The sequence below is a fragment of the Sporosarcina saromensis genome (assembly GCF_054901285.1).
Genome location: NZ_CM142738.1, coordinates 1341990 through 1358735, shown reverse-complemented (window position 1 = coordinate 1358735; position 16746 = coordinate 1341990). Strand labels below are relative to the sequence as shown.

Here is a 16746-nt window from a genome sequence, read left to right as displayed (position 1 = left end):
TCTTAAAAAGCACTAGTTCCCGTACTACTTATTATGTATACGATGCTAGTTCGTTAGGATTCATAATTACGCCTTTTGCTGAATAGAAAAAATACTGAATCTTACTGATAATAGTACTAGTAAATAGAATGAGGAGGGAATTTGATGAAGACATTGATGCGTCGTTTTGCTTTATTTATTTTAATGGGGATGTTGCTAATCGGAAACTATACCTTCACCTCAGCAATGGATCAACCAGAGCCTGTAGCGAAACTGGATGAGAAATTGGTAAAAGCAATGGAATCTACGACAGGATTATTGCAAGTTATAGTTACTTTTAATGGGGATGGAGCTCCTTCCGATGCACAGCTTGAATTACTCAGGGAGATCGGGATTGCAAAAGGTATGAGCATGCACTCTTTGCCAGTAGCAGGTGTTCTCGCTACAAAGAAACAAATTGAAGACCTTTCAAGAAATGAACAAGTGGCTTCCCTTTACTTAAATGAAAGGCTTACCTATTACAATGCAGATGCTAAAGACATTACAGGTGTCAATAAAGTCCGAACTAACCAAGATATGATAAAAGCAAACAACGGCTATCCATTTACGGGACATGGAGTCGGTGTAGTGGTAAACGATAGCGGTGTAGATGGAACCCATAAAGACCATGAACTTGGTAAGAATTTAGTGCAAAATGTTATGGGAACAACAAACTTAAACGGAGTGAACAACAACTTACTCCCTGTCACATATTTAGAGAATATCGCGAATACAGATACAAACTCGGGACATGGTACACATGTAGCGGGTACGGTTGGTGGTACGGGTGTCATGTCAGGTGGTAAATATGAAGGTGCAGCACCTGGAGCTGATTTAATCGGTTATGGTTCGGGAGCAGCATTATTCATCCTTGATGCAATTGGCGGTTTTGATTACGCAATAACCCACCAAAGACAGTATAATATAAGAGTTATTACTAATTCTTGGGGGTCTTCAGGCGGCTTCGATCCTCTCCACCCTGTCAATATTGCTAGTAAAAAAGCATACGATCGTGGGATTACCGTTCTATTTGCTGCTGGGAATGAAGGTCCTTCAGAAGATACGCATAATCCTTATGCTAAAGCACCATGGGTAATCTCTGTCGCTGCAGGTGAGAAAAACGGACGTTTAGCAGACTTCTCTTCTAGAGGCACAAAACATTCAGGGGGAACCTTCGAATTAAATGGACAGTCTTGGACGTGGGAAGATCGTCCAACAATTACAGCGCCTGGCGTTGATATTATCTCTACACGCGTTGTGTCTCCATTGTCAGCCCTTGGACTTGATAAAGACGCAGAGTTAATTGAACCCGGTTATCTGCCTTTCTATACAACAATGAGTGGAACATCGATGGCAACTCCTCACGTAGCAGGAATCGTCGCGCTAATGTTGGAAGCAAATCCAACACTTAGTCCTAATGACATAAAAGAAATCCTTCAAACGACCGCAACAAATATGCCTGGGTACGAAAATTGGGAAGTAGGCGCCGGATATGTAAACGCTTACGCTGCTATTGATAGCATCCTAAACAATAAAGACTATGGAACGACGTTAAATATGAATGGTACATTTAATAGTAATGTGAACTCGAATGAAACGAGATCTAGCTTTGCAGTGGATTACAATCCACTTACCTTAATTTCATCTAATAAATACGAATTTGAAGTGCCTTCTGGAACAACCGGAATAGTCGCTAAAGTTAATGGAAAAGGTCTTTTAGGAGAAACTGGAAACCCAGTGAACCTTATTCTTACTTCTCCTGATGGTGAAGAGTACAGCTCCGGTGTCAGTCTTCTCTTTCCTTTGTATACTGATCGGACAGTTTCAGTGAACTCACCTAAAGCTGGTATGTGGGAGGTTGAGGTTCGAGGCTTAAGGGGTAGTGAGGAAAATCCCTTCGCAATTGGTTTGCCGGAAAATGTACAAGGAACCATTATACTTTCTTCTGTGTCAGGCTTCTCAGGATTAAATGATATTACAGGACACAGTGCAGAGAGTGCCATTAAAATGGCGGTGAAGGAACGTCTAGTGGATGCTAGACAAGGCGGTTACTTCAAACCTGATGACAAATTAACACGAGGCGAATTGGCGCAGTTCTTAGTAATGGGTACTGGTGTAAGACAATCACTAAGTAACCAAAAAGTTTACACAGATGTAAATGCTAATTTACGACCGTATGTAGAAGCAACCACTGCTAATGGTGCAGCGTTAAAAGATCTCTCAAACCCAACAAGGCGTTCAAATTGCAAAGACACCAAATAAGTTTGGCCCCAATGATGCTGTAACTCGTACTGAACTAGCTTACACTCTCGTCCAAAGTTTAGGTTTAGAAGAACTTGCTAAAGCCCACAACGGTGAGGTAACTGTCCAATACAACAATCAAAGATTAACAATTGAAGATAGCTCTAAAATCCCTCCACACCTTAAAGGGTATGTACAAGTTGCTTTAGATCTTAATATCTTAAATGCTAAGTTTTCAGTGACACAAGGTCCTTTTGACTTAAAACCAACTATTCATGCATCTTTTTATCCAGATAATAAAATTACAAGAGCAGAATATGCCGTTTCAATCCTCAGGTTTTTCAATGCCTACCAATAAGACGGACGCTAACTAAACTTTTCAAACTTACTTATCAACAGTATCAAAAAGGAACGTGTGCAATTGAATGCATACGTTCCTTTTTTAGTCCCCGAACCCACCCTCACTGTTTCAGCAAATTAGTACACGGTCGTTACAATTACAATCTATTTGTACACATGTTACAGTACTGGGCGTCATTTGTAACGGCTTTGAACCGCTCGGTATTGCCCCAATACCACCATTAAATCCAACTTGCCCTGTTGGCGGGTTCGTACTCACCTTTGCTTAATACAGCTACCGACTAAATTGTTTACATTTCGTTTTACTGTAGATCAGTTGTCCAATTCAACCCTTGGATGGTCGTATCCATTTCACGAAAAGCTTTCGACAATTGATCGACCTGTTTTTGGATAGTTGCGACATCCACTGTACTGATCATCTTAATTTCAGTTCTGCTATATCGATCATTCCGTACAGAAGCTTCTTCCGCAACCCTCGCGAGAATTAAGCGTTTCTCCCAAATTTGATCACGTTCGGTTAGCGCATCCGCAAGTGTCCGGTTTTCATCAAATTGGATTGCACAATTGGTCTTATTAATCCGCTTAATAAGATCAGTCAATTCACTCATAATCTCACTTAGCTCCGTTAACAAGGCATTTGGATTTTCTGCAGGCTCTTCCCCTTCCTGCGTTTTCACGTTCACACTAATCCTCTTTTTCAATTGTTGAATTCTCTTTTGATAATCTGCACGTGCAATTAATGCTTCAGCTAGCTTCATAGGGGTCTCCTCCTCTATTCAACTCTATTTTTACAGCTATCTTTTAAGAAAGTAATAGTTCGCAAACTCTCTCATTTATTTTACAATACTACAGGATTACATTTTTTACAAAAGAATTCATTTTCCAACCAGTTAGCTCTCTTAAATTTCCTCTTTTCATTCACTCGTATAGTTGTTATACTCGTAAAGTGATTTTTTTTGAAAATAATATTCCACTCATATAATTGCAAGAATATGGCTTGCAAGTTTCTACCGATCCCCGTAAAGGATTGACTATGAGTGAACCAATACAAATTGGCGTTTAACTTCCTATCCACTTGTGATAGGAGGACCTTTTGACGACCCAAGAAGCATTGTTCACTCATTACTGGTGCGCAATTCTTCTTGGGTTTTTATTATTTTCAAACAAATATTTCACAGACAGTTGTATAAAGGAGAATAAGTAAATGTATGTATTGATTAATAGTATCGGAATTTTAGTAGTACTTGGTTTAGCCTATTTCCTATCTTTCAACAAACGGGAAATTGCTTTCAAACCAATACTCATTCTACTTGTCTTACAGGCAATCACGACTTGGTTCATGTTGTCGACCTCTATCGGCGGCAAAGTGATTACGCTCGTTTCAGATTTCTTTCTTTGGCTAATAAGCAGTTCCATGTCCGGCATCAATTTTGTATTTGGTGATTTTGCACCGCTTGATGGCTCAACGTTTACATTTTTCATGAATGTGCTCATGCCGATCATTTTCGTCGTTACGTTCTTTGACATTTTAACGTATTTCGGCATCTTGCCAATGATTATCAACGGCTTTGGATGGGTCTTTTCCAAAATTACTAAAATGCCTCGTTTTGAGAGTTTTTATGCTGTACAAGTGATGTTTTTAGGGAATAACGAAGCGTTGGCAGTAACACGCGAGCAACTGAACAAAATGGATGACAAACGGCTCTTAACGATTGCGATGATTAGCATGTCTTGTGTGAGTGCGGGAATGCTCGGTGGCTATTTGCAATTGTTGGATCCTAAATACGTTTTAACAGCCATTCCTTTAAATGCGTTAGGGACGCTAATCATTACTTCGTTAATTAATCCATACAAAGTAACAAAAGAAGAGGATATTGTTTACAAGCCAGCGAAAGAAGAGCGCGGCAACTTTTTCGATATGATTTCCACGAGTATGATGACAGGTGGAAGACTTGCGTTAATTATTGCGGTCATGCTCATTGGTTTTGTGTCATTAATAACTGCTGCAAACAGCTTCTTAGGGTTACTACACGATGACCTTGCACTTGAAAATATCTTCGGCATTCTCTTCTCACCACTTAGTCTGTTAATGGGTGTTGAGTTTTCTCAAATCCTTGCAGTCGGCCAGTTGATGGGTGTGAAAATCGTATTAAATGAATTTGTTGCGATGACAAATTTGAGTGAATTACTGTCCGGTTTTAATCCACATACAGAAGCAGTAGCAACAACATTCCTCGTATCGTTCTGTAATTTCGCGACAATCGGTATTATTTTAGGTAGCGTACAGTCCCTATTTGGTGACATGAAAGCTAAATTCATCGCAAAATATACATGGCTGTTGATGCTAAGTGGTATACTTGTTTCGAGTTTAACAGCAATGATTGTAGGATTATTTGTTTGGTAATGAATAGGAGTGTTACGAATTGAAAAATGGAACTGCACAATATTGGGTAGAAAAACTCGGACTCCTTCCTCACCCGGAAGGCGGTTTTTATAAAAACACGTTTAAATCTGAAGAACAGACAACCGACAAGGAGTTATCGGTCAATTTTGAAGGGACACGAAAACTGTACACGAGCATTTATTTCCTTTTGACGTCAGATAACGTCTCTCACTTCCATCGACTAAAATCGGATGAACTATGGTACTATCATGCCGGCAGTTCGTTAACTGTCCATGTAATCGAAGAAGACGGCACTTACCGTGAAATAAAACTCGGAATGGACTTAGAGAACGGCGAAGTGCCACAAGCGCTAGTCCCAAAGAACTCGATTTTCGGTTCATCTGTAATGGAAGAAGACACATGCTCTCTTGTCGGCTGCATGGTATCTCCAGGGTTTGAATTCACCGACTTCGAACTGTTCACACAAGCTGAATTGTTAGCGAAATACCCTCAGCACGAAGAAATTATTAAGAAATTAGCTTACGAAACGCTTCCTGAGTGAATAAAATATAGGATCTTTATCTTGCGGTGTGCAAACTCAAAATACGTTGAGCTTGCACACTTTTTTTGGTTAACCCATAATACGACGTTTATACTTTGCATCGATACAATCGAGGCGTATCACAACGTAAAACCTTCGCATCGCAACATAAACGCCTCGCATCACAACGTTACCCTCTCGTATCGAAACGCTCACGCCGTATCACAACATAAACGCCTCGCATCACAACGCTATCCTCTCGTATCACAACGCTCGCGGCGTATCACAACGTAAAACCTTTGCATCACAACATAAACGTCTCGTATCACAACGTTACCCTCTCGTATCGCAACGCTCACGCCGTATCACAACGTAAACCCTTGGCATCGCAACATAAACGTCTCGTATCACAACGTTACCCTCTCGTATCGCAACGCTCGCGGCGTATCACAACGTAAAACCTGCGCATCGCAACATAAACTCCTCGCATCACAACGCTACCCTCTCGTATCGAAACGCTCACGCCGTATCACAACGTAAACCCTTCGCATCACAACATAAACGCTTCGCAACGCAACGCTATCCTCTCGTATCACAACGCTCGCGGCGTATCACAACGTAAACCCTTTGCATCGCAACATAAACGTCTCGTATCACAACGTAAAACCTGCGCATCGCAACATAAACGCCTCGTATCACAACGTTACCCTCTCGTATCGAAACGCTCTCGCTACGTCATAATAAACATAAACTACCATACTCAGAACATAACCTATTCTCATCCAAGAAAAGAAGCAATCTAAATTTAAGATAAGAGGTTTTCCACCTAGTTATTTAGGCTAAAGAAGATTACTAGCATACATTTCCTTTCATTAAGGATTTCTGTAAGTTTGTATCATTAAGGGGGAGAAAATGAGTGATCCGTTTTGAGAATGTAACCAAGTCCTATGATGGCAATACATTTGTCGTCGACGCTGTGAATTTTGAAATTTCACGAGGTGAGTTTTTCGTTTTAATTGGACCGAGTGGATGTGGGAAAACGACGACGTTGAAAATGATTAACAGATTAATCCCTTTGACAGAAGGATTCATTACGATCGATGGTAAAAAAATTAGTGACTATCCAATCCATGAACTCCGATGGCGCATTGGTTATGTACTTCAACAGATTGCACTATTTCCACATATGTCGATTGAGGAAAATATCGCAATTGTGCCGGAGTTAAAGCAATGGAAGAAAGATCGAATTCAAGCACGTGTAGGAGAATTGCTCGAAATGGTCGGTTTGGAGCCTGAAACATACAGGCACCGCAAACCAAGCGAATTGTCTGGTGGGCAACAACAAAGAGTTGGCGTCATCCGAGCGCTTGCAGCAGATCCAGATATTATCTTGATGGATGAACCATTTAGTGCACTTGACCCGATTAGTCGATCCAAGTTTCAAGAAGATTTACTCCAGCTTCAGAAAACGATTCAAAAAACGATTGTGTTCGTTACACACGATATCCAAGAAGCCTTGAAGCTAGGTGACCGTATTTGCGTGTTGAATGAGGGTGGAATTGAGCAAATTGGAACGCCTGAAGAAATTGTCAATTCACCTGCGACGCCATTTGTGCAACAATTCATCGAAAGTGGTAGCGCGCCCTCATTTAACGTCTCTGATCATCTTGGTCCAATTCCAGTTGAGATGTCACAATTACAGATTCTCCAGATAGATGCAACATGGAGTGAAGTGCTGGAATTGATGGTCACCTCTGACCGTGTCGCCGTTCAACAAGGAAATCAAATCGTCGGAACACTTACTAGAGAAGCGGTACTCCAATTTTTAGCGACGGAAGCTAAAGAAAAGGTGGGCCTATGATGAATACGCTAATTACCGTGTTTCAAGATCGAAAAGAAGACTTATTAACGGCTTTCATTGAGCATATTCAAATCTCCTTAATTGCGCTTTTCTTTGCGGTACTGCTTTCAATTCCGATTGGCATTTATTTGACGCATAAAGAGCGAATCGCTGAAGCAGTCATTGGGGCAAGCGCGGTGTTGCAAACCATTCCATCACTTGCTTTGCTCGGCTTATTAATCCCTCTTTTCGGAATCGGGAAAGTCCCTGCAATTATTGCACTTGTGGCGTACGCCCTCCTGCCAATCTTGCGCAATACATACACAGGTATAAAAGAAGTCGACCCATCCTTGAAGGAAGCTGCCACCGCAATGGGCATGAATCAGTGGAAACGTTTAGTAAAAGTTGAGCTTCCGCTTGCATCACCTGTCATAATGGCGGGTATCCGCACATCGATGGTGCTAATCGTTGGAACGACTACGCTTGCTGCACTCATCGGGGCAGGTGGGCTTGGTGATCTGATACTACTAGGGATTGACAGAAATAATACATCCTTAATTGTACTAGGAGCAGTTCCAGCTGCATTGCTAGCCCTTGCGTTTGATTTTTTATTGAAGAAGTTTGAAGGGATGTCCTTTAAGCGTGTTGCTGTTGCAGTGGCTACATTTTCCGCCGCTGCTTTGCTCATTCTTTTATTCCCGTTACTTTCAGGAAAATCAAACAATCACCTTGTCATAGGTGCAAAGTTAGGCGCAGAACCTGAAATTCTCATTAATATGTACAAACTACTTATTGAAGAGGAGTCAGATTTAACGGTTGAATTAAAACCTGGACTCGGAAAGACCTCATTTGTTTTTAACGCATTGCAATCAAAAAGCATCGATATCTACCCTGAATTTACCGGAACAGCAATCGCTGAATTTCTAAAAGAAGACGCCGTTAGCAATGACCGCAAGGAAGTTTATGAACAAGCACGTTCAGGGTTGGAAGATCAATTCAATCTACGCCTTCTAGAACCCATGGAATTTAACAATACGTATACACTCGCTGTCTCCAAGGCATTCCAAGAGCAGTATGGCGTAACAAGCATTTCTGGCTTACAAGCCGTACAAAATGCTGTCAAAGCTGGCTTTACGCTCGAGTTCAACGACCGGGAAGATGGCTACAGAGGCATTAAGAAATTGTACGGTCTCGATTTTCCATCCATTCAAACGATGGAACCAAAACTTCGCTACCAAGCAATTGAAACGGGTGCTATCAACGTCATGGATGCCTATTCAACAGATAGCGAATTACAAGAATATGAAATGGTCGTCCTCGAAGACGATAAAGAATTGTTCCCGCCTTATCAAGGGGCCCCTCTACTACGCAAAGATACGCTCGAACAGCATCCTGAGTTGGAAGGCATCTTAAACAAATTGGCTGGCGTCGTTACAGATGATGAAATGAGAGAGATGAATTACAAAGTGAACGTCGAAGGGGCAAGTGCGGAAGAAGTAGCACGAAAGTTTCTCCATGCAAAAGGTTTATTAAAATAATAGAATTCGTTAATCAGTAATTGACACTATACTCGTGTAAACCGTATGAAATCTACGCCAGTTTCATACGGTTTTTTGCATTGATATCGTTGTTTGTCACATCCTTCCCACCTTCTCGATTATAGATAGAGTTTATCCAAACAAAAATTTCAAAGTAATCCAGTAAAATAAGCCACTTCAAAAATTTTATTACCATTCCATAAACTTGCACCAAAAGTACTTGTTTAACTGTTACTTCTAAACCCAAAATAAGCAAAAAGTACTTGTTCAAAAACAATTACTAATGTACTATTAAAAAAGCAACTCAGATAGTCTTTATTAATATACAAAAATAGGAAGTGGGTAAGAGGTCATGTTAAGGAACTTTTTAAAGAAAAAGAATTCGAACTACTTATCAAGTACTGCCAGCATAGTCGATTTGTTAGTCGGCGCACCTTCCGATTCCCTAGTCATGGAAATAAATGAAAGTGGAGAGATCAACTCCGTCAAAGGAATATTAAAAGCAAATCCGTCTTATGATTATCACACTTTAATCGGTAAGTCTTTTAAAGATTTTATTCATCATGATGATATTGATCGTTTTGAAAATGTGTTTAAGCAAGTTCTTAACGGGCACATCCAACTTGCTGAAAATTTCTCACTCGTTTACGCAGATGTCATGCAATTGAACTTATCTTTTTTTCCAATTACCTCGGACGATCAAACGATTCAAGGTGTATGTTGTGTAGTGAAACAAATCGCTGTACCTAAAGCTACACCTCTCATTTCATACAATAAAATTAGTCCTTTTAACAGTAATTCTAAAGAGATTATCGGATTGCTGGACGAAGAGGGTGTCATTATGTATGAAAGCCAATCCACTCAACATTTACTTGGTTACGAAGTAGAACATGTAATTGGGGAGGAATTCGTTCAGTTTATACATGAAAATAACCGTAATGACTTTGCAAAAGTATTGAAGGATGTCCTGCAAAAACCAGAATGCCCAACGACTTTAGAACTTCTTTTTGTAGACAATAAAGGAGACTGGCATGACTACGAAGTCACGTTTACTAATTTCTTACATAATGAGGAAGTAGCCGGTATCCTCTATAACTGCCGGGAAATTACGGAGTATAAAAAACAGCAAGCGAAAATTCAGTACTTGTCGGCACACGATACGAATACAGGACTTCCAAACAGAAGAGCATTTGAAGAGCGCGTCGATTTAGAGATTAAACTCGCGACTACATTTAATACTTCATTTGCCGTTTTGTCTCTTAACCTTGAAGGTCATGAGTTTATAACAAATGTGGTCGATCATCGTCTTGGTGAAACATTTATCCAAGAAGTTGCTGTGCGTTTAAAGAATGAATTTAACCGTCATATTGAACTACTCTCAGTGGCCAATGAAAATGGGTTCTTCATTCTTACTAAAAACTTATCAAATCCTGCTTCCATAGCAGATCTAGCGGAAAAGATCATTCAATTTTTAAAACGTCCCTTTGAATTTAATACCTATTGTCTCTACCTTACGCCTAAAGTTGGCATTAGCGTCTTCCCTCATACTGGACAAAATACGAACGAACTGATCATGAATGCAAAATCCGCGCTATTCTTAGCCGACAAAACTGGGACAGATCAGTATCGCATTTCTTCGACAGCTGATCTCAATGCGTTACATAAGCTATATGCGTTACGCAATGACTTACAATTCGCGCTTAAGAGAGACCAATTTAAAGTGTTTTATCAACCGATTTATCATACAAATACAAATCTCATCGAATGTGTGGAAGCCCTCATCAGGTGGGAACATCCCGAGCATGGTTACATAACGCCCAATGAGTTCATATACTTAGCAGAGCATTATGAACTTATTGATGAGATTGGCGCTTGGACGATACAAACAGTGATTCGTGATTTGGCTCGTTGGCACAATAAAGGATTCTTCGTAAGAGCTTCGATTAATGTTTCACTCAAGCAATTGAAAAATCCTGCTTTTCTCCAGGCAATTCATTCACAACTTCAAGAAGCAGATTTGGATGCAAAGTGGATTGATATTGAAATAACAGAAAACTACAAGCTAGATGATGAAGAAACACTTCAACGATTAATTGAATTACAAAGAAACGGTTTCTCATTGTCCCTTGATGATTTCGGAACGGGGTATAATTCGTTAAGTAACCTGCAAGCGATTAAACCGAACAAAATTAAACTTGACCAACTATTCATTAAAGAGCTGCTTACGAATAAAGGTTCAAAAAGCATTATCTCTTCAGTCATGCAAATGGCAAAAGAGCTCGACGTTGTTGTAATTGCAGAAGGTATTGAAACAGAGGAACAAAAGGATATCCTAATTGACTTACATTGTGATTATTTACAAGGCTTCCTATTCAGCAGACCTGTTACAAGCAGTAACGTAGAAAAATTATTGGAGCGGCAATGGAAACCTGAAGAAACCCAACATTCAGGCCGTGAAAATAGAAAATATTTCAGATTAGATTTTGCATATCCTTTAGAAGCCCAAATGACAATATCGGAAATGAACGGCAAAAAAGTTGAAGTAAGTAAGGCAACAATATTAGTGAAAAATATCGGAGCTGGCGGATTGTTATTCGTATCAGACATTAAGTTGCCGACAGAAGTAGATTTTGTCTTCCAATTTGATGTAAAGATTTTGGATGAAATCCACTCACTTCGAGGAACGATTGCGCATCATACTTTCAATAACGACCTGCACTATTACGGTGTACAGTTCATCATGACGGAAATCCAGCGCAATAAATGTATTAGTGTTCTAAATAAAATGCAAGTCATGCTCCAAAAGTCAAACTCGCTTCCAAATCATCCGTTCGTATTTGATCAAATGCAGACGTTCTTTAATGGAAGACGTAAAAAGATGAGCGCTGCATCGCCATCCAAAGTATCGATGTAACGCTAGATTGAACACTCTCGCTGACAGGCAGAGTGTTCTTTTTCATTTCATTGATAAGTAGGTATTACCTCCAGTCACTTCATCAATTTTTCCATACGTTACAATAAGGGTTTACAAATTAACATAGCGTACACCAACTATACAGATTTTCAACAGGAGGTTAAGAAATGGACAAGAACACGAATAGAAAAAGCAAGCCCAATTTTCTCATATTGATGGTGGACCAACAAAGGTTTCCTTCTGCCTATGACAACAACGAACTAAAGAGATGGAGAAGAGAGAATTTACGAACTGAACGGCTACTGCTTCGTAATGGAATGGAGTTTCTGAATCATTATGCTGGTAGTTCAGCTTGTTCACCGAGCCGGACGACCCTTTACACGGGACAATATCCTTCTCTTCACGGTGTATCACAAACGAGTGGAGCTGCAAAAACAAGTTTTGACCCTGACATGTTTTGGTTGGATCAAAACAGTGTGCCGACAATGGGAGACTATTTCAAGGCAGCAGGCTATCAAACATTTTGGAAAGGTAAATGGCATGCTTCAGAAGAAGATATTCTTATTCCCGGTACAAAAAACTCTTTGCCTAGCTACACGTCAACAGGTTTGCCCGACAAAGAGAACGTCAACTACTATCTTCAAGCGAATCGCTTAGGCGCTTACGGTTTCGACGGGTGGGTCGGGCCCGAACCACATGGATCTGCTCCGCGCAACTCCGCATCCTCAGCTGCAATCGGTCTAAGCGGTCGGGATGTTGTCTATGCAGCAGAAACTGTTCAACTTATCCAGTCACTAGAAAAACAATCGCACGAGGATGAGTCTGATGCATCACCATGGTTCATCATGTCTTCATTTGTAAATCCACACGACATTGCGTTATTTGGTGCATTTACCGAACAAAGTCCGTTATTTAAGTTTACCGTCGATCCTTCCGTCCCTTTTATCCCCCCTGCTCCAACAGCTACAGAATCTCTTGACACAAAACCATCAGCCCAAGCGAGCTACCGTATTGTTTACCAACAAGCATTCCAACCTTTACGCGATACATTATTTTATCGCCAATTGTATTATTCACTTCAAAAGCAAGTCGACCAAGAAATGTTGAAAGTTTTCAATGCATTGCGGAGATCTTCGTTCTACGAAAACACGATTGTACTATTTTTGTCCGATCATGGAGAATTATTAGGCGCACATGGCGGCCTCTTTCAGAAATGGTACAACACATATGAAGAATCCATTCATGTCCCGTTCATCATCCATTCACCACAGTTGTTCAACAAACGGAAAACCACCGATATGCTGACGAGTCATGTCGATGTGTTACCGACAATGTTAGGACTTGCGGGCATTCATGCAGAAGAAGTCCAAAAGCAATTGCGTTCTAGTTTCACTGAAGTACACCCTTTCGTTGGAAGGAATCTATCTCCTCTATTACGAGGTGAGGAGGAATTCTTTCGTGCAAATGAACCCCTATACTTCATGACAGATGATGACGTCACAAAAGGACTGAACCAAGTTACAGTTTCAGGGCAACCCTACGAAGCAGTCATTCAACCTAATCATATCGAAGCCATCATTACGCGATTGCCTACTGGTAAGGATAAGGCAGACGAGATATGGAAGTTTTCAAGGTACTACGATAATCCACAATTTTGGAGTAATCCCGGCTGTGAAGATACTGTAACTGTACAAAGTTCGCCTGTTCAATCAGGAACAAAGACAGAAAGTGCAGTCTGTGTGACAACGACAAAACGGTGTCCGCTGCCTGATGAATTTGAAATGTATAACCTAACGAGAGACCCATTTGAAGAAAAGAATCTTGCCAATCCCGCCTTTCAAACTCCTGAATCGTTGGTGTTACAACCACTTCTTCTTGCTGCACTTCAAGAACAATGCCGTCAAAAACGGTTATTTCCTACAAGCGGTGACGTACCCGGCATGCCGTCATGCAACTGCAGTGTAGAAGGCAGTACTTGTTGTCATGACTAATTAAGAATTTCAATATAAAAAGCATGATCCCGTCAAAAAGAAACGGTCTCATGCTTTTTCATCCCTTATTTATTGCACCGTATACCCGCCATCCAACACAACCGCTTGCCCTGTTATTCCTTTTGCACTGTCACTCGCTAAATACAAAGCAAGATCGGCAATTTCACTTACGTCGAGCAAACGCTTTTGAGGAACTAACGGATAAATGACTTCTTCTAAAACAGACGATAGTGGAACATTCCTTACTTTTGCTAAATCTTCTAACTGGTTCCTTACAAGTGGCGTATCAACATAACCCGGACAGATGGCATTCACCGTAATTCCGTCAGATGCTGTTTCCAATGCCGCAACTTTCGTTAAACCAATTACCCCATGTTTGGATGAATTATAAGCTGCTTTTCCTGCGAATCCTACAAGTCCGTTAATAGACGCCATGTTCAAGATCCGTCCAAATTGCTGCTTTTTCATATGCGGTAACACCAATTTCGTTGCAACAAACGGAGCAGTTAGCATAATCTTCACGAGCAACTCGAATTTCTCAGTTGGGAAGTCTTCCAGCATCGCTACGTGCTGTAAACCTGCGTTATTTATGAGAATATCAATTCTACCAAAATGCTCAATCGCTTCATTTATTGCTTGCTGGATCTCCTCTTCTTTCGTAACATCACACTTTATGCCAATTGCATGTTCACCTAACATCGATGCAGACGCCTTTACCTTTTCCTCATTCAAATCAGTCAATACGACATGTGCACCTGCTTCAGAAAACGCTTTTGAGATTTCAAATCCTATCCCTTGTGCTGCTCCTGTTATAAAAAGCACTTTATCTTTTACCAATGTAATTCCTCCTCAACCGAACGACCGTGTCCCGACAAGTTTTATTAGATTCCTAATCCGAGTGAAAATAGAACGATTGCGATGAATCGGAAATTAATCATCTTTACATCATATCATACACTATTTAGTGATTTAGCTAATAGGCATTAAAAACAGATTGAAGACTTGAAGACTTGATTACTCGAAAGACGACTGATTAAGTACTCGTCTGCCTCAAGAAAAAACCATACAAACCAAGTGTTCATTCCTTGAATTTGTATAGCTTTTCCAACATCCTGTATTCAATTAATCACAACGTACATGATTCCCATTGAAGACTTATCTTCGCCTTTAAAATTGCACAGATAGCCTACTCTCTTTTTCATCTTGGATTTCTACTAACTGTTTGTACAATTCATTATGCTTATAGAGCTCTTTATGCGTACCGGCATCAGATACAGCCCCTCGATCAATAACAATTATCTGATCTGCATCCTTAATGAGATCCATGTCATGGGCAACGATGACAGTCGTTCGATCTTTCATTAATTGTTTTAATGCCTTCACGACTGCATGTTCTGAACGCGCGTCCAAGCTAGCTGTTGCTTCATCAAGTAAAAGAATGGGTGCATTTTTGATGAACGCGCGTGCAATGGCAATCCGTTGTCTTTGGCCACCTGAAAGTTTCGTGCCAAATTCCCCGACTTCTGTTTCAAATCCATCTGGAAACTGTTCGATGAAATCTAATGCGTTTGCTTGAACGGCTGCTTGACGGATATCTTCCTCACTTGCTTCAAATGGCAAACCATACGTGATATTGTCTCGTATCGTCCCAGACAACAATGGACTTGCTTGAGAGACATAAGCAATCGCTTCACGCCACTCATCTACGTGAATGTTCTCCGCTGGCGTATTGCCTATCATAATCCGACCCACACGCGGCTCATAAAAGCGCTCCAGTAAATTAAGAATTGTCGACTTCCCACATCCACTCGGCCCCACTAATGCAGTCACTTTACCTGCCGGAATGGTTACATTCAAGTTGTTCAGGATTGTTCGCTCACTGTAACCGAAAGAGACATTTTGCAGACTCAGATCATTGTGTACATCATTTGCCATTGACTGTTGCCTTTTCAGCTCTTCGTCTTCACCTTCTACAATGTGAGCAATGTTTTCTGTGGCCCCTCTTGCTTGTTTAAGTGATTGCCACAAAATCCCGTATTTTAAAACGTTGTTATGAATGAAATTTACATACATATAAAAGCCAATTAAACTACTTACGCGTAATTCACCGTTTTGTACGAGTATTCCTCCGTAAATTAAAACGGTTCCGACAACAATTGCTTGCGTGCTTTGCATGAGCGGTTCTGCAAACAAGTCGACAATTGCTCGTTTCTTTTCCGCTGTATAATGTTTTAATAAAACTTCTTCGCCTTGCTCAATTTCTTCCTCTTCTTTTCCGAATGATTTCACAAGACGCATTCTTTGTAGTCTTTCCGCAAAAAATGCTGTAATTCCTGCGAATCTTGCTTGCACACCGAGTTGCGTTTTTTGCGTGTAATGCCCGACGACAGCAGTAACAATTAACATATATGGGATAACAGGAAGTAGAGCTAGCGTCAATTTAACGTTCATGTTATACATAATGACAATTGATGAAATCAATGTAAATGTCGCGAGAATCGCCGTTTTCAAGTTACGAACCACAACATCTATATACCCCGGGTCAACGGTAATTCGACTAATTAATTGTTGTGACGGTTGTTTATGATAACGAGGTATTGTCATATGCATGAGCTTTGTCCAAACGGTTTTCTGGATATTTCTTTTAGCGATTGGTCCTGCTATCGCACCCATCAATGCCGATCCTGCTGCGAGGATAACACCCGCTACCCCAATTAGGATATAAGTCGTTACAATTTTATTATCAAAGATGTTTCCATCGATAATTTCCATTGTGTATTGAGGTAGGATGAGGCCAATTCCTGCTCCTCCAAACCCGATGACTAAACCGATAATATAGAGTCCCCATGGCAATTTCGACTTTTTAACAAGTCTAAAAAACGGTTTCCATCCGCGCTGATTCTGTTCGTCCATGAAATTT

10 protein-coding genes and 1 riboswitch are annotated in these 16746 nt (G+C 40.5%); of the genes, 7 read left to right on the top strand and 3 right to left on the bottom strand.

What is annotated here, in order from left to right; genetic code table 11:
* Positions 1-144 precede the first annotated feature (144 nt).
* On the top strand, positions 145-2280 hold the full coding sequence (locus ACVHUV_RS06730) for a S8 family peptidase (protein WP_462086522.1): 2136 nt from the start codon (positions 145-147) through the stop codon (positions 2278-2280).
* A gap of 641 nt (positions 2281-2921) precedes the next feature.
* On the opposite strand, the gene ACVHUV_RS06725 is transcribed toward ACVHUV_RS06730, so the two are convergent.
* The gene (locus ACVHUV_RS06725; protein WP_317945510.1) at positions 2922-3377 is read right to left on the bottom strand and encodes a DIP1984 family protein; all 456 of its coding nucleotides are present in this window, start codon (positions 3375-3377) and stop codon (positions 2922-2924) included.
* A 196-nt stretch (positions 3378-3573) separates the two neighbouring features.
* A riboswitch (purine riboswitch) is annotated at positions 3574-3673 on the top strand.
* Positions 3674-3823: 150 nt separating this feature from the next.
* Here ACVHUV_RS06725 and ACVHUV_RS06720 point away from each other — a divergent pair.
* From ACVHUV_RS06720 to ACVHUV_RS06695, 6 genes are all read left to right on the top strand, one after another.
* Positions 3824-5023: a NupC/NupG family nucleoside CNT transporter gene (locus ACVHUV_RS06720; protein ID WP_462086521.1), complete on the top strand. Its 1200-nt coding sequence runs from the start codon at positions 3824-3826 to the stop codon at positions 5021-5023.
* Positions 5024-5042: 19 nt separating this feature from the next.
* Entirely contained in the window at positions 5043-5564 is a 522-nt protein-coding gene (locus ACVHUV_RS06715) for a cupin domain-containing protein (protein WP_462086520.1), read from the top strand.
* 895 nt (positions 5565-6459) lie between these two features.
* Positions 6460-7404: an ABC transporter ATP-binding protein gene (locus ACVHUV_RS06710; RefSeq protein ID WP_462086519.1), complete on the top strand. Its 945-nt coding sequence runs from the start codon at positions 6460-6462 to the stop codon at positions 7402-7404.
* Complete coding sequence (opuFB, locus tag ACVHUV_RS06705) at positions 7404-8921, top strand: osmoprotectant update ABC transporter permease/substrate-binding subunit OpuFB (protein ID WP_462086518.1); 1518 nt, start codon at positions 7404-7406, stop codon at positions 8919-8921. The genes ACVHUV_RS06710 and opuFB overlap by 1 nt, the downstream gene beginning before the upstream one ends.
* Positions 8922-9273: 352 nt before the next feature.
* Positions 9274-11835: an EAL domain-containing protein gene (locus tag ACVHUV_RS06700; protein WP_462086517.1), complete on the top strand. Its 2562-nt coding sequence runs from the start codon at positions 9274-9276 to the stop codon at positions 11833-11835.
* Positions 11836-12002: 167 nt separating this feature from the next.
* Entirely contained in the window at positions 12003-13826 is a 1824-nt protein-coding gene (locus tag ACVHUV_RS06695; RefSeq protein WP_462086516.1) for a sulfatase family protein, read from the top strand.
* A gap of 69 nt (positions 13827-13895) precedes the next feature.
* Here the strand turns inward: ACVHUV_RS06695 and ACVHUV_RS06690 are convergent, their stop codons facing one another.
* Together ACVHUV_RS06690 and ACVHUV_RS06685 are read right to left on the bottom strand one after the other, a co-directional pair.
* Positions 13896-14663 (bottom strand): 3-hydroxybutyrate dehydrogenase, encoded by a 768-nt coding sequence (locus tag ACVHUV_RS06690; RefSeq protein WP_462086515.1) that lies wholly within the window; start codon positions 14661-14663, stop codon positions 13896-13898.
* 330 nt (positions 14664-14993) lie between these two features.
* On the bottom strand, positions 14994-16739 hold the full coding sequence (locus ACVHUV_RS06685; protein ID WP_462086514.1) for an ABC transporter ATP-binding protein: 1746 nt from the start codon (positions 16737-16739) through the stop codon (positions 14994-14996).
* Between the last annotated feature and the right edge of the window lie 7 nt (positions 16740-16746).